This is a genomic window from Bradyrhizobium sp. UBA2491 (assembly GCF_002341725.1).
Lineage (GTDB): Bacteria > Pseudomonadota > Alphaproteobacteria > Rhizobiales > Xanthobacteraceae > Bradyrhizobium.
This window is the reverse complement of record NZ_DDOP01000081.1, coordinates 128,572-142,306: the sequence shown is the minus strand read 5'-3', so window position 1 is coordinate 142,306 and position 13,735 is coordinate 128,572. Positions and strand designations below refer to the sequence as shown.

At 63.6% G+C, this 13,735-nt stretch carries 14 protein-coding genes and 1 other RNA gene; 9 read left to right on the top strand and 6 right to left on the bottom strand.

Annotated features, from left to right (window positions below; genetic code table 11):
• Nucleotides 1-2: 2 nt before the first annotated feature.
• On the top strand, nt 3-1,364 hold the full coding sequence (locus tag B2W55_RS28650; protein WP_024578805.1) for an AmpG family muropeptide MFS transporter: 1,362 nt from the start codon (nt 3-5) through the stop codon (nt 1,362-1,364).
• A gap of 153 nt (nt 1,365-1,517) precedes the next feature.
• On the opposite strand, the gene B2W55_RS28645 is transcribed toward B2W55_RS28650, so the two are convergent.
• From B2W55_RS28645 to ffs, 5 genes are all read right to left on the bottom strand, one after another.
• Nucleotides 1,518-1,946, bottom strand: coding sequence for a hypothetical protein (locus tag B2W55_RS28645; RefSeq protein ID WP_024578804.1), 429 nt, complete (start codon nt 1,944-1,946; stop codon nt 1,518-1,520).
• Nucleotides 1,947-2,092: 146 nt separating this feature from the next.
• On the bottom strand, nt 2,093-2,698 hold the full coding sequence (recR, locus tag B2W55_RS28640; RefSeq protein WP_024578803.1) for a recombination mediator RecR: 606 nt from the start codon (nt 2,696-2,698) through the stop codon (nt 2,093-2,095).
• Nucleotides 2,699-3,016: a YbaB/EbfC family nucleoid-associated protein gene (locus tag B2W55_RS28635; protein ID WP_024578802.1), complete on the bottom strand. Its 318-nt coding sequence runs from the start codon at nt 3,014-3,016 to the stop codon at nt 2,699-2,701.
• 21 nt (nt 3,017-3,037) lie between these two features.
• Entirely contained in the window at nt 3,038-4,879 is a 1,842-nt protein-coding gene (locus B2W55_RS28630; RefSeq protein WP_024578801.1) for a DNA polymerase III subunit gamma/tau, read from the bottom strand.
• Between the two features lie 111 nt (nt 4,880-4,990).
• An RNA gene (gene ffs, locus B2W55_RS28625) (signal recognition particle sRNA small type) lies at nt 4,991-5,087 on the bottom strand.
• Between the two features lie 111 nt (nt 5,088-5,198).
• Between ffs and B2W55_RS28620 the strand changes: the two genes are divergently transcribed.
• From B2W55_RS28620 to B2W55_RS28605, 4 genes are all read left to right on the top strand, one after another.
• Nucleotides 5,199-5,618 carry an HIT domain-containing protein gene (locus B2W55_RS28620; protein ID WP_024578800.1) on the top strand — a complete coding sequence of 140 codons (420 nt, stop codon included), beginning with the start codon at nt 5,199-5,201 and terminating at the stop codon, nt 5,616-5,618.
• Between the two features lie 6 nt (nt 5,619-5,624).
• Complete coding sequence (nudC, locus tag B2W55_RS28615) at nt 5,625-6,575, top strand: NAD(+) diphosphatase (RefSeq protein ID WP_024578799.1); 951 nt, start codon at nt 5,625-5,627, stop codon at nt 6,573-6,575.
• 79 nt (nt 6,576-6,654) lie between these two features.
• Nucleotides 6,655-7,602: a sugar kinase gene (locus tag B2W55_RS28610; RefSeq protein WP_024578798.1), complete on the top strand. Its 948-nt coding sequence runs from the start codon at nt 6,655-6,657 to the stop codon at nt 7,600-7,602.
• A 76-nt stretch (nt 7,603-7,678) separates the two neighbouring features.
• On the top strand, nt 7,679-8,179 hold the full coding sequence (locus B2W55_RS28605) for an Lrp/AsnC family transcriptional regulator (RefSeq protein ID WP_024578797.1): 501 nt from the start codon (nt 7,679-7,681) through the stop codon (nt 8,177-8,179).
• 162 nt (nt 8,180-8,341) lie between these two features.
• On the opposite strand, the gene B2W55_RS28600 is transcribed toward B2W55_RS28605, so the two are convergent.
• Nucleotides 8,342-9,841 carry a phosphomannomutase/phosphoglucomutase gene (locus B2W55_RS28600; RefSeq protein ID WP_024578796.1) on the bottom strand — a complete coding sequence of 500 codons (1,500 nt, stop codon included), beginning with the start codon at nt 9,839-9,841 and terminating at the stop codon, nt 8,342-8,344.
• Between the two features lie 87 nt (nt 9,842-9,928).
• On the opposite strand from B2W55_RS28600, the gene B2W55_RS28595 reads away from it, so the two are divergent.
• The 4 genes from B2W55_RS28595 to B2W55_RS28580 all read left to right on the top strand — a co-directional run.
• Complete coding sequence (locus B2W55_RS28595; RefSeq protein WP_145987219.1) at nt 9,929-10,186, top strand: hypothetical protein; 258 nt, start codon at nt 9,929-9,931, stop codon at nt 10,184-10,186.
• A 223-nt stretch (nt 10,187-10,409) separates the two neighbouring features.
• Nucleotides 10,410-11,087 carry a hypothetical protein gene (locus B2W55_RS28590; protein ID WP_145987218.1) on the top strand — a complete coding sequence of 226 codons (678 nt, stop codon included), beginning with the start codon at nt 10,410-10,412 and terminating at the stop codon, nt 11,085-11,087.
• Nucleotide 11,088: 1 nt separating this feature from the next.
• On the top strand, nt 11,089-11,763 hold the full coding sequence (locus tag B2W55_RS28585) for a hypothetical protein (RefSeq protein ID WP_024578794.1): 675 nt from the start codon (nt 11,089-11,091) through the stop codon (nt 11,761-11,763).
• A 969-nt stretch (nt 11,764-12,732) separates the two neighbouring features.
• The coding region (locus B2W55_RS28580) for an HYD1 signature containing ADP-ribosyltransferase family protein (RefSeq protein ID WP_291532525.1) at nt 12,733-13,735 on the top strand (1,003 nt) is incomplete at its 3' end.

Here is a 13,735-nt window from a genome sequence, read left to right as displayed (position 1 = left end):
AGATGACCGCCCCCGCCGCCACACCGGAAAAGTCGCCGCCCGCCGCCAGCTCCTGGCGCGACAGCTTTGCCGTGTACTTGCAGCCGCGGGTGCTGATCGTGCTGCTGCTCGGCTTCTCCTCGGGGCTGCCGCTGGCGCTGTCCGGCTCGACGTTGCAGGTGTGGATGAAGGAGGCCGGGGTCGATCTCGGCACCATCGGGCTGCTGGCGCTGATCGGCACGCCCTACACGCTGAAATTCCTCTGGGCGCCGCTGGTCGATGCGCTGCATGTGCCGCTGTTCACGCAAATCTTCGGACGCCGTCGCGGCTGGCTGCTGCTCTCGCAGCTGTTGCTGATCGTGACGATCCTGGTGCTGGCGATGGCCGATCCGGCGCGCTCACCGTGGTTCGCGGCCTTTGCCGCGCTCCTCGTCGCCACCGCCTCGTCGACCCAGGACATCGTGGTCGATGCCTTCCGCGTCGAAAGCCTGCCGGAAAGCGAGCAGGCCGCCGGCATGGCGTCCTATGTCGCGGCCTATCGCGTCGGCATGCTGGTCTCGACCGCGGGCGCGCTGTTCATCGTCAGCGGATTCGAGTCTGCGGGAATAGCGCGTCCGTCGGCGTGGATGTGGGGCTATGTGGTGATGGCCGCGCTGGTCGTGATCGGCATCGTCACCGCGCTGGCCGCGACCGAGCCTACCCAATCGAAAGGCGCGGAGGCCGCCACGCACGCGCAGAACGCGGCCGAGCGCGTGCTGCACGCGGCGCTCGGCGCGTTCTCCGAGTTCCTCAGCCGCAAGGATGCCCTCGCGGCGCTCGCTTTCGTGGTGCTGTTCAAATTCACCGACGCGTTCTCGGGCACCATGACCGCGCCATTCGTGATCGACATCGGCTTCTCCAAGGTCGATTACGCCGCGATCGTGAAAGGTGTCGGCCTTGCCGCAACCCTGATCGGCGGCTTTGCCGGCGGCTTCGTCGCGCGGCGCTATTCGCTTGCGCAGAGCCTGTGGATCGGCGGCGTGTTGCAGGCGGTCGCCAACCTCTCCTTCTCCTGGCTCGCGCATGTCGGCGTCGATCAATGGGCGCTGGCGCTGGCGATCACCGCGGAGAATTTCACCAGCGCGATCGGCACCGTGATCTTCGTCGCCTATCTCTCGGCGCTGTGCCGCAACCCGCTGCACACCGCGACCCAGTACGCGCTGCTGACCGCGCTCGCGGCGGTCGGCCGCACCTATCTGTCATCGGGCGCGGGCTATGTCGCCAAGGCGGTCGGCTGGCAAACCTTCTTCGTGATCTGCGTGCTGGTCGCGATCCCGAGCCTGATCCTGCTGGCCTGGCTGCAACGGCGCGGACATTTTGACGAGCTGGGGCCGGTGCGGGTTTAGCTCTCCCCGCGTCGTCCTGGCGAAAGCCAGGACCCACCGCACCTGGTTGTGAAGGGATTCTGGCCGCAGCGCCGCGCAACAACCGACAGTTGGGGTAACGGGTCCTGGCTTTCGCCAGGACGACGATGCGGATGGTTCTCGATTCGATGAGACCTACTTGGCCACAACGCTCCACTTGGTGACGATGGCTTCGCTCATCTGACCGGCGTCCTGGGCGCAGGCGATCTCGTCGACCTTCACCGAGATGGCCTTGCCGGAGAGACTCTTGAGCTGCGTGGCCTGGGCGTCGTTGGTTGGAATCAGCTGGAAGGTTTCCGGCCCGGTCTCCAGATTGCAGAGACCGTTCGGCGGCGGCAGGCGGCGCGGTTCGCTGGTGATCTGGTAGGTTGCGACGCGCTTGCCGCGGTTCTTGGCGTCGCGCACCTTCATCGCGCTGAGTTCCCCCGACAGCACGTCGCCGGCCCGAATCATCTTGCCGGGCTTCTGCGGCGCATCGCTCTGCTGCGCCACCGCGCAGGGCACGACAAAAACCGTCGCCAGAAACGCAAAGCCCAGGCGTACGCCGAATCGGTCAATCGTCATGTCAGGTGGTTCCGTGTCAGATTCGTCAGAGTGTGGATGACCATCCCCGAATCGTCGTCCACCCTATCATGTTGTTTCAGCGCGATCTTTTCGACTAACGACCGATTGCCCGGCAAACCCCGGCAAATCCGGCCTTCGATCGCGCTTCAGAACAACGTTCGCTGCCGCATGGCAGCCGATAGCGTACCTTCATCGAGGTAATCAAGCTCGCCGCCGACGGGCACGCCATGCGCCAGGCGCGTCACCCGCACATTGGCCTCCGACAACAGATCGGTGATGTAATGCGCGGTGGTCTGGCCATCGACGGTGGCATTCAGCGCCAGGATGATCTCGCTGACCTCGGGCGCATGCGCGCGCGCCACCAGCTGATCGATGGTGAGATCCTGCGGCCCGACACCGTCGAGCGGCGACAGCGTCGCGCCCAGCACGTGATAGCGGCCATTGGTCGCATTGGCGCGTTCCAGCGCCCAGAGGTCGGCGACATCGGCGACCACGACGATGATCGCGGGGTCGCGACGCGGATCGGTGCACACCGTGCAGGGATTTTGTGTATCGATGTTTCCGCAGGTCTTGCAGACCTGGATCTTGTCGATCGCGACCTGCAACGCCGATGTCAGCGGCGTCATCAGCGCTTCGCGCTTCTTGATCAGATGCAACGCCGCGCGCCGCGCCGAGCGCGGCCCCAGACCCGGCAGCCGCGCCAGCAACTGGATCAGGCGTTCGATCTCGGGACCGGCGACGCTTGCAGCCATTTACGAGCCGAATCCCGGCGGCAGGCCGAGCCCGCCGGTGATCGCCATCATCTTTTCCTGCATCGCGGTCTCGGCCTTGCGGCGGGCGTCGCCATAGGCGGTGACGAGCAGATCCTCAAGCACCTCGCGCTCTTCGGCCTTCATCAGCGAGGGATCGATCTTGATGCCCTTCACTTCCATCTTCGCGGTCATGCGCACCGCGACCAGGCCGCCGCCGGAGATGCCCTCGACCTCGACATTGCCGAGTTGCTCCTGCATCTCCTGCATCTTGGATTGCAGCTGCGCTGCCTGCTTCATCATGCCGAGAAAATCAGCCATGCGTGCGTCCCTGTGATCGGATCAATCGTCGTCGCTGTCGGAAGTTTCAATCGGGTCCTCGCCGGTCGCGTCGGCGACCGGAACCTCGGCGGCAAGGCGGCGGACCTCGATCACCTTGGTGCCGGGGAAGCGCGTCAGCACCTCCTGCACGCGCGGATCGGCCTCCGCGGAGCGCTGATGTTCGCTGCGGGCCTGCTCGTTCTGCGAGCGTACCGTGGGCTGGCCGGCCTCGTTGGAGATGATCACGGTCCAGCGCCGCCCGGTCCATAATTCGAGCTTGCGCGGCAGATCGGTGACCAGCGCGCGCTGGGCCTTCGGCTCGAGCGCGATCTCGAGCTGGCCATCCTCGATGCGCACCAGCCGCACGTCGGCCTCCAGCGCGCTCTTGGTCATGATGTCGCGCTTCTCGCCGGCGAGCGCGATCAGCTGCGGAAAGCTCGTGATGCGCAGCGCGGGCGCGGCGTTGGCGGCGGGCGATGCCAGCTGCGGACGCGCGGCGAGATCGGCGCGCGGCGCCGCCTGCGGTGCCCGCACCGGCGCCGGCGACATCGCTGATATCGCCGCGCTCGGCGCGCCGCGCGGCGATGATGATGCAGCGGAGCCGGACGTCGCGGGCGCAGCGCCTCCGCCATTCTGTTCGAGCATCCGGATCGCTTCATCCGGCGTCGGCAGATCGGCGACATAGGCGATCCGCACCAGCACCATCTCGGCAGCAGCCGCCGGGCGGGTCGCGGTCTGCACCTCGGCGATGCCCTTGAGCAGCATCTGCCACATCCGCGACAGCACCCGCATCGAAAGCTTGACGGCGAATTCGCGCGCGCGCACCCGCTCGGTCTCGCCGAACGCGACATTGTCGGCGGTTGCCGCCACGACCTTCACGCGGGTGACGAAATTGACGAATTCGGCGAGATCCGACAGCACCACGACCGGATCGGCGCCGACATCATATTGCGCGCGGAATTCGGCGAAGGCGGCGGCGAGATCGCCGCGCGCCAGCGAATCGAACAGGTCGATCACGCGGGTGCGGTCGGCGAGGCCGAGCATCTGGCGGACGGCGTCGGCCTTCACGTCACCCGCGGCATGCGCGATCGCCTGGTCGAACAGCGACAGCGAATCGCGCACCGAGCCTTCCGCGGCGCGCGCGATGATGCCGAGCGCCTCGGGCTCGACCGTGACGCCCTCTTTCGTCGCGATGTTGCCGAGATGCTTCATCAGCACATCGGCCTCGACGCGACGAAGATCGAAGCGCTGGCAACGCGACAGCACCGTGATCGGAACCTTGCGGATCTCGGTGGTGGCGAACACGAACTTGGCGTGCTCCGGCGGCTCCTCCAGCGTCTTCAGGAAGGCGTTGAACGCCGCCGTCGACAGCATGTGGACTTCGTCGATGATGTAGACCTTGTAGCGCGCGCTCGCCGGTGCATAGCGCACGCTGTCATTGATCTGGCGGACATCGTCGACGCCGGTGTGGGACGCCGCGTCCATCTCCAGCACGTCCATGTGCCGGCTTTCCATGATCGCCTGGCAGTGCACCCCGAGGTCGGGCATGTGGATGGTCGGGCCCTTCACCGAGCCGTCGGGCTTTTCGTAGTTGAGCGCACGGGCGAGGATGCGCGCGGTGGTGGTCTTGCCGACCCCGCGGACGCCGGTGAGGATCCAGGCCTGCGGAATCCGCCCGGTCTCGAACGCGTTCGAGACGGTGCGGACCATGGCCTCCTGGCCGATCAGGTCCTCGAAGCTGGAGGGGCGGTATTTGCGGGCAAGGACGCGATAGGGCTTGGCTGCGTCGGGGGCGCCGCCCAGGTCAAAACCGCTTTGGCCTGCGCCGTCGGGCGGTTGGGAGGGGTCGCCAGCGTCATTCATGCGTCGATCCGCAACTTTGGGGTCTCTTGCAGCCGGCGTGCGGATGAGAGCCGAAATCGAGCGCCGGGCGCGGAGACCGCCATTCCAGCGCGAATCGCTCGGAAAAAACAGGTAGGAGACTGACGAGCGACCCGATCCGGACCTCGTTAGGGCTGCTTCCTTCCGGACCTGACCCGGTTGGCGAGTGGCTCGTCCACCGCCAATCTCCCGGTCCCTATTTGGGGCCAAAACCGCCGGAAAGCAAGCGCTCTGACCCGGCTTTGTAAGGCCGGCTTTGTGGGGCTTGTACGGGAACACATAAAGGCATTATTTGCCGGTCATGCCCGCCTCCAACTGGTCGCTGCATTCGCAGCTCAAGAAAGACACCATCGACATCGGCGACCTGCCGCTGTGCAAGGTGCTCGTCATCAAGGATGCGAATTATCCCTGGCTGCTGCTGGTGCCGCGGCGCGACGGCGCGGTCGAGATCATCGACCTCGACGAGGTCGAGCAGGCCCAGTTGATGACCGAGATCACCCGGGTCTCGCGCGCGCTGAAAGAGATCACCAAATGCGACAAGCTGAATGTCGCGGCGCTCGGCAATCTGGTCCCGCAGCTTCACGTCCATGTCATCGCCCGCCGGACCAGCGACGCTGCATGGCCGCGTCCCGTTTGGGGCGTGATGCCGCCGCTGGCGCATGACGCCGAGGAAGTGCAGAATTTCATCAGCGCGCTTCGCCGCAAGATCTGGTTGGGTTGAATTTCAATGTCAGCATCCGATTCCTTCCCGCTCGGCCAGCCGGCCTTCGTCACCCATGCACTGGACCGCGCCGCGCATCTGCGCACCAGCGACGAAAAACTGTTCGCGCTGGAGGGCCATCGCGAGGCACGCGCCTATGTGATCTATCGCGACTCGCTGGTGGTGAAGCAGGACGACGGCGGGGCCCGCGCGCTGCTCTCGCTGGAAGAGGCCCGGAGCTATGGTGCAAATCCTGGCACGATCTTCCTCGGCTTGCGCGATGCGGCGCCGATCTTCGGCATGGGGATCGCGCCGCAGGCCGCCGAGAAGCTGGTCGGGCGCAGCGATGTCGCGATCACCGAACTGCGCGGCATGGCGATGCAGGGCGTGGTGCCGCCGGAGCAGCTCTCGGCGATCGCGATGGCGAAATCGATGGTCACCTGGCACCAGCGCCACGGCTTCTGTCCGAACTGCGGCACCCGCACGGCGATGCGCGACGGCGGCTGGAAGCGCGAATGCCCGAACTGCAAGGCCGAGCATTTTCCGCGCACCGACCCGGTCGTGATCATGCTGGTCACCCATGGCGACAAGGTGCTGCTCGGCCGCCAGAAGCAGTTCATGCCCGGCATGTATTCCTGCCTCGCTGGCTTCGTCGAGGCCGCCGAGACCATCGAGGATGCGGTCCGGCGCGAGATTTTCGAGGAGAGCGGCATCCGCTGCACCGACGTCAACTACTACATGACGCAGCCCTGGCCCTACCCGTCATCGCTGATGATCGGCTGCACCGCGCGCGCGACCAGCGAGGAGATCGTGGTCGACCGCACCGAGCTCGAGGATGCACGCTGGTTCGATCATGCCGAGGCGACGCTGATGCTCAAGCGCCAGCATCCCGACGGTCTCGCCGGTCCGCATCCGTTCGCGATTGCCCATCATCTGCTCGGCCGCTGGGTGCATCACCGAAACCCGTTGGAGCAATAGCGGGAACCGGACATCGTTCTGCCCATTAGACTGGACACAGCTTGAGCCAGCCGACGGAACCATTGCGACGGACCCCTGCATGAATTTTCAAGACGGCGCCCCGAAAGTCCCGCCCCGCATCCTCTGCATCGGCCTGCCGGTGCGCGACCTGACCTTCCGGGTCGGCGTTCCGGCGCGCGGCTCCAAGGAGAATGCGACCCATTTCGACGAGATCTGCGGCGGCAACGCGCTGAACGCCGCGATCGGCATCGTCCGGCTCGGCGGCCGCGCCTCGATCTGCGGACCGATGGGCGATTCGCGGGAGACCTCGAGCCGCTTCATCTTCGACAAGCTCGCCGAGGAAGGCATCGAGACCAATCATCTGATCCACATGCCTGACCTGGTGACGCCGATCTCGGCGATCATGATCGACGACACCGGCGAGCGCACCATCGTCACGTTCCGCGACCCGGAGCTCTGGAAGGTGAAGCTGCCGCCGACCGAGCTGCTGCTGGAGGATTGTGCGGCGATCCTGACCGAGAGCCGTTGCGCGCCGTTCTGCACCGAGCTGTGCGCCGAGGCCGTCAGGCGCGGCATTCCGGTCGTGGTCGACGTCGACCGCGCGATGTCGATGCGGGAAGGGCTCTTGACCGCCTCCTCGCATCTGGTGTTCTCCAGCGAGCCGCTACAGGAGACCGCCGACGTCACCGACGACGGCCAGGCGCTGCAAAAGCTCGCCAAGCTCACGCCCTCGTTCCTGGCCGGCACCCGCGGCCCGAAGGGCACGATCTTCCTCAACGAGAAGGGCGAGCTCGAGGAGAGCCCGGCCTTCCCGGTCCATACCGTCGACACGCTGGGGGCGGGCGACGTCTTCCACGGGGCGTTCGCGCTGGCCGTGACCGAAAAGCAGGAATTGCGGCAGGCGCTCCGCTTCGCTTCGGCCGCCGCGGCGCTGAAATGCACCCGCTTCGGCGGCGCTTATGCCGCACCGCAACGTACTGAAGTTGAAGCGTTTTTGGGTGAGCACGCGGGTGCCGGGCGGGTCTGACCGGTCACGACCCGCTTGATTTGGAAGATTTTTCTCTATAAGAGGGAGATTGAACCTTCATATGGAACTTTCTTCTATGACCGATGTCGCCATTCAGCTTCATGACAACAACCGCCGCCTCGACGCGATCGATCGCAAGATCCTGACCGTGTTGCAGGAGGACGCCTCGCTCTCCGTCGCCGAGATCGGCGACCGCGTCGGGCTGTCGTCGACGCCATGCTGGAAGCGCATCCAGCGGCTCGAGGCCGACGGCGTGATCCTGCGCCGGGTGGCGCTGGTCGACCAGAACAAGATCGGGCTCGGGATCTCGGTGTTCGTCTCGGTCGAGAGCGCCGACCATTCGGAAGCCTGGCTGCGCAAATTCGCCGACGCCGTCAGCGCCATGCCCGAGGTGATGGAGTTCTACCGGATGGCCGGCGACGTCGACTACATGCTGCGCGTCGTGGTCGCCGACATGCAGGCCTATGACGTGTTCTACAAGAAGCTGATCAGTGCGGTGCCGCTGAAGAACGTCACCTCGCGCTTCGCGATGGAGAAGATCAAGTCGGTGACCGCGCTGCCGGTGCCGGCGGCGTAGGCGGCGCGCTCAAGCGTAGTGGCACCCTCAACTGTCATCGCCCGGCTCGACCGGGCGATCCAGTACGCCGCGGCTTCCCGGCTCAATCACATCCGTCTCTGGAATACTGGATCGCCCGGTCGCGCCGGGCGATGACGGTTTGCTTGGGGCGCGAGCTCTGCCTCAAATCTTCTGATTGTACTCGCCGACCTCGGGATGGGTGCGCAGCACCGAATCCATCGCCTCGAACATGTCGCGCATGCGCTGTTCGCTGACCGGGCTCTCCACCACGACGACGAGCTCCGGCTTGTTCGAGGACGCGCGCACCAGGCCCCAACTGCCGTCCTCGACCGTGACGCGGACGCCGTTGACGGTGACGAGATCGCGGATCGGCTGGCCCGCGACCTTGCCGCCGTTCTGCTGCAACGTCTCGAAGTGCTTCACCACGGCATCGACGACGCCATACTTGGTCTCGTCGGCGCAATGCGGCGACATGGTCGGCGACGACCAGGTCTTCGGCAGCGCGTTCTTCAGATCGGCCATCGACTTGCCCGGCGCGCGGTCGAGCATCTCGCAGATCGCGATCGCCGACACCAGGCCGTCGTCATAGCCGCGGCCGAACGGCTTGTTGAAGAAGAAATGCCCGGACTTCTCGAAGCCGGCGAGCGCGCCCAATTCGTTGGTGCGGCGCTTCATGTAGGAATGGCCGGTCTTCCAGTAGACGGTGTTGGCGCCCTGCTTCTGCAACACCGGATCGGTCACGAACAGTCCGGTCGACTTCACGTCGACGACGAACTGCGCGTTGGCGTTGATCGCCGACATGTCGCGCGCCAGCATGACGCCGACCTTGTCGGCGAATATCTCCTCGCCGGTGTTGTCGACCACGCCGCAGCGGTCGCCATCGCCGTCGAAGCCGAGCCCGACATCGGCCTTGTGCAGAAGCACCGCGTCGCGGATCGCGTGCAGCATCTCCATGTCTTCCGGATTCGGATTGTATTTCGGAAAGGTGTGGTCGAGCTCGGTGTCGAGCGGGATCACCTCGCAGCCGATCGCCTCCAGCACCTGCGGCGCGAACGCGCCAGCGGTGCCGTTGCCGCAGGCCGCCACCACCTTCAGCTTGCGCTTCAGCTTGGGCCTATTGGTGAGGTCGGCGATGTAGCGCGCCGGATAGTTCTCGTGAAACTGGTAGGAGCCGCCGGCCTTGTTGTGAAACGCGGCGTTGAGCACGATCTCTTTCAGCCGCGTCATCTCGTCGGGGCCGAAAGTGAGCGGCCGGTTGGCGCCCATCTTGACGCCGGTCCAGCCATTGTCGTTGTGCGAGGCGGTGACCATCGCGACGCAGGGCACGTCGAGATCGAACTGCGCGAAATACGCCATCGGCGTCACCGCAAGCCCGATGTCGTGCACCTTGCAGCCCGCCGCCATCAGGCCCGAGATCAGCGCATATTTGATCGAGGCGGAATAGCCGCGGAAGTCGTGCCCGGTGACGATCTCTTGGCTGACACCAAGCTCCGCGATCAGCGCGCCGAGCCCCATGCCCAGCGCCTGCACGCCCATCAGGTTGATTTCCTTGTTGAACAGCCAGCGCGCGTCGTATTCGCGAAACCCGGTCGGCTTCACCATCGGCTCGGACTCGAAGGCATAGGTGTTCGGGACCAGCGCGGATTTCGGCTTCGGAAACATCAGAAACGGCCTCGTGGAAATGCGGAGGAACAACGCTGCTGGCTTTAGCGAATGCATCGCCGCAGCGGAAGGCGGGATTGACGGCTTGTGGCGAATAATTACGGCAGATTTGGCGTCGGCGAAATACCTGCACGCCGGCGCAATCCGCCGCGCTATTGCGCCCTGCGAGCTGCTCTGCGCATCGAACAATTGACACGTCGGGCAACTCACCGATACATTTTCATCATCACAACAATTAAGCCCGCACCGGAAAATCCGCTGCGGGCTTTTTCAATCGGACAGGTCGCTGTCGGCCAATACGCTGCCGGGCACACCGGAATTGGCCACCGCAACGAGCTGAACTGACCGATAGCCAGGGCCGCTCCCGCCGATAGACGGACGCCCGGCGAAGACGATGGGCAAGCCGAACCGGAAGCGACACGTCCGCGCCATCGCGCAAGCCAGCCTTCAAGCACTCTGCCTTCAAGCATTTGCCTTCAAACATCCAAAGCCAACCCAGCCCTCTCCGCGAGGTGCGGTCACGCACGGGCTCGCCCGAAGCTGTCCGCAATATCTGTAGGTAATGATCATGCCGGACTACTCTCTGGTGCCGGTGGACCATCAGCCGGACTTCGATGACTACTCGCTCGTTCCCGTTGACCACGATCCGTTCGCCGCGGATGGCGTAACTCAACTGGCGCAGTTTCAACAGCCGCCGACACCGACTCAACCGGCGCAGCCACAGCCGCAAACCCAATTGCAACAGTCTGCGACAGGAGCCGGTCAACCCGGCGTCATACGTCAGAAAATCGTCGATCGAGCTAACGCTCAAATTGGTTCAACCGCATGGACCACCGAAGTCGCAAAGGGGAATTTCCCTGAAGGCAAGAACAAATGCAATTTGTTCGTCCATGAGATGCTGACCGACGCGGACGCGAGTCCCGGTCTCCCGAATGGGCATTGGTACTGGAAGCATTTTCCGCCCACCGCCGGACAATGGGCAGATCCATCGTATGCAATTCCCGGATGGCGCGTCCTGGGTCCCGACGAGTCGCCCCAGCCGGGAGATGTGGCGGCGCAGCCGAGAGATTATAGCGACGCGACGGGGCATGTCGTGATCGTGGGGCCGAACAACACGTTCATCGGCGTCGGGTCTCCTCCCTACGACGGGGCTCCCGAAAGGATTGAAAGCGGCTCCAAAAAGGACATTATAGTGCGCGCCCCTGCCAAGGGTCCGATACTGTATCGACGCTATGTCGGGCAATAACATGCGACGCTTCATCCTGTCTTGTGTGCTGTCGCTCGGCTGCGCGTTCGCGCTCTGTCTGAATGCCGCCAGCGCGGCCTCCAACGGGAGCGAAGCAAGCGCGCCGCACGATGAAGACAAGTATCAAGCCTATGTCGAGAAAGTCGCCCAGGCGACAAGAGATGATGCTGTTGACCGCATACCGCCCCAATATCCCCCGTCCGGCGACGCGTTCGAAGAGCTTGTGGCCGCCGCGCCAGAAAACATCGATTTTTGCATTCGCTATCTAACGGAAGGAAGGGAGGGCGGGCGGATCGCCCTCTATGCGATGTATCAACTCGATGTCGATGATTATGTCGTGCTTATAAGAAAACTGGTGAAACTGTACCGCAGTGGCCTGTTACCCGAAGGCGCATTATCGGGAGCGATATACTATCGCTATTCTCTTGTTGCCCTTGATCATTACGATCATCCGAAAATTCAGGCACTTTTCAAGGAATTGGCGGCACAAGACTTTCCGGACTATATCAAGTGGGAAATTAGATATATCCGTTCTGGTGAAGGGTTTGCGCGGAAGAGATGGCGGGATTTTGATCGGGAGTGCTCGCGCTGGTCGGAGATACGATCGATCTCAGCATGCGTTTCGCTGGCGGCGGAGATATTGAGGGTCTATGCGGTCTCTTTGGCGACGCGGTGATCAGCAGGCGTCTTGATGGCGCAGCCGCTTGCGCTTGAACAGTTGTGGGGCCGAATGCCAACTTCCTCGGCGTTGGAGAGAGCGAAAAGATCGAGAGCGTTGCTGCAAAGATGATGGGTAACAATCAGCCTGGTGGTCTGCTGGTCTATCATCGTTACGAGCCTTAGCATGCGGCGCGCTCGAATATGGCTCCTGCTATGCTTCGGATGCCTCTTCGGTTGCTGTCCAGAAATCGATGCCGCCGAACCATCTGGTCGTACGGCCGACGGCTCGCATGACGCCAGGAGTAGGGCTTTGGTGGATCGGCTCATGACCTCCGACCCACAGGACTGGTGTGCATTCAGTTCCTGTCTTCGACCCGCTCCCCCTGAACCATCCGGCGGCAGCGCAGCGAGTCATTATGAGAGATATGCGGACAAGGTTGTTGCCATGGACCGGAACCATGAGCGTGTTGTTGCGCCCCACGAGTTGCTTGAGCACTATCGCTCCGACCCAGCATGGTTTCTAGGGGGGCGCTAGGGATGGACAGGCAGGCATCGCCGTGCGGTTGTCATTTCAGCCGCTCCCGGCGCTCTGCAATCTGCCCATCGAACAAATCTGCGCGTCGAATAGTTGACACGTCGGGCAACTCACCGATACATTTTCATCATCGCAACAATCGAGCCCGCACCGGAAAATCCGCTGCGGGCTTTTTGAATCGGACAGGCCGCTGTCGGCCAGTACTGCCGAGCGCGCCGAAATTGGCCGCCGCAGCGAGCCGAAATCGCTGACAGCCAGGGCCATCGACAGACCGGCGCCCGGCGAAGACGATGGGCAAGCCGAACCGGAAGCGGCACGTCCGCGCCATCGCGCAAGCCAGCCTTCAAGCACTTGCCTTCAAACATCCAAAGCCAACCCAGCCCTCTCCGCGAGGTGCGGTCACGCACGGGCTCACCCGAAGCTGTCCGCAATATCTGTAGGTGATGATCAATGCCCAATTACTCTCTGGTGCCGGTGGACCATCAGCCGGATTTCGATGATTACTCGCTCGTTCCCGTCGACCACGATCCGTTCGCCGCGGACGACATCATTCAACCGACACGGACGCAACTGGCAAACCATCCGCAAACGGATGCGGGCTTCGATCAGCCGCCGTCCGCTCCGCAAACGCCGGGGTCCGCGCCGCCACTCTCGCTTGCGGCGGGCGCCGATGACTTCTTCAGGTCCATCCCTCGCGGAATCGCTTCTGGCCTGAACAGTGCGGGGAGCGCATTGGCGCGTGCCACGCAGGCCGAGATGGGGCAAGACGTGGACGCGCCGACCCCGGCACAGGGGATGGACATTCTTGAGAAGAATGTAACCGGACCCATGCACAGGCCGGAAGGCCGAGCGGGCAAATTCGGTGCATCTGTCGGAGAATTTGTCGGCAATCCCGCTTCCTATGTCGTGCCCGGAGGATTGCCGTTCAAAGTCGGAGCGGCTGCGCTGGGGGGCTTGGGGAGCGAGGCTGGCGGTCAACTTGGTGAGGGAACCCGTCTGGAGCTACCTCTCCGGATCCTCGGCGGCCTACTCGGTGGCCTTGGTGCCGCCAAGATAGCACCTGCGAGCAGGGTGAGGCCGCCGACGGGTGCAGTTGAAGACGTTCCAGGCGCTGGGCTTCGTAACCTATATCACTACACCGACGAGGCTGGCCTGAACGGCATCCTGAATGAAGGAAAGCTAAATCCTTCTCTGAAAGCCCGAAGACCACGCGATGTGAAGTATGGCAACGGTCAGTATCTTACCGATATTGAGCCGGGCACAATGGAGCCGAAGAAGCTATCGAACGCCCTCGTAAATAATCAGCACCAAGCGGAAAAATTCACTCACTACCTCGAAATCAACCCGGCCGGTCTGAATGTGATTAAGGGCCGGTCCGGCGTTTATGTTATCCCAAACGAAGGACCGTTGGATTTGAACAACAGGATTATCAGCAGCGGAAAGGTGTCCGACC

What these genes read in the sequence shown, in the direction of transcription:
- B2W55_RS28645 (WP_024578804.1), bottom strand. Translation starts at nt 1,946, where the DNA reads ATGACGATTGACCGATTCGGCGTACGCCTGGGCTTTGCGTTTCTGGCG.
- B2W55_RS28650 (WP_024578805.1), top strand. Translation starts at nt 3, where the DNA reads ATGACCGCCCCCGCCGCCACACCGGAAAAGTCGCCGCCCGCCGCCAGC.
- B2W55_RS28630 (WP_024578801.1), bottom strand. Translation starts at nt 4,879, where the DNA reads ATGAATGACGCTGGCGACCCCTCCCAACCGCCCGACGGCGCAGGCCAA.
- B2W55_RS28585 (WP_024578794.1), top strand. Translation starts at nt 11,089, where the DNA reads ATGCGACGCTTCATCCTGTCTTGTGTGCTGTCGCTCGGCTGCGCGTTC.
- nudC (WP_024578799.1), top strand. Translation starts at nt 5,625, where the DNA reads ATGTCAGCATCCGATTCCTTCCCGCTCGGCCAGCCGGCCTTCGTCACC.
- recR (WP_024578803.1), bottom strand. Translation starts at nt 2,698, where the DNA reads ATGGCTGCAAGCGTCGCCGGTCCCGAGATCGAACGCCTGATCCAGTTG.
- B2W55_RS28620 (WP_024578800.1), top strand. Translation starts at nt 5,199, where the DNA reads ATGCCCGCCTCCAACTGGTCGCTGCATTCGCAGCTCAAGAAAGACACC.
- B2W55_RS28590 (WP_145987218.1), top strand. Translation starts at nt 10,410, where the DNA reads ATGCCGGACTACTCTCTGGTGCCGGTGGACCATCAGCCGGACTTCGAT.
- B2W55_RS28635 (WP_024578802.1), bottom strand. Translation starts at nt 3,016, where the DNA reads ATGGCTGATTTTCTCGGCATGATGAAGCAGGCAGCGCAGCTGCAATCC.
- B2W55_RS28605 (WP_024578797.1), top strand. Translation starts at nt 7,679, where the DNA reads ATGACCGATGTCGCCATTCAGCTTCATGACAACAACCGCCGCCTCGAC.
- B2W55_RS28600 (WP_024578796.1), bottom strand. Translation starts at nt 9,841, where the DNA reads ATGTTTCCGAAGCCGAAATCCGCGCTGGTCCCGAACACCTATGCCTTC.
- B2W55_RS28610 (WP_024578798.1), top strand. Translation starts at nt 6,655, where the DNA reads ATGAATTTTCAAGACGGCGCCCCGAAAGTCCCGCCCCGCATCCTCTGC.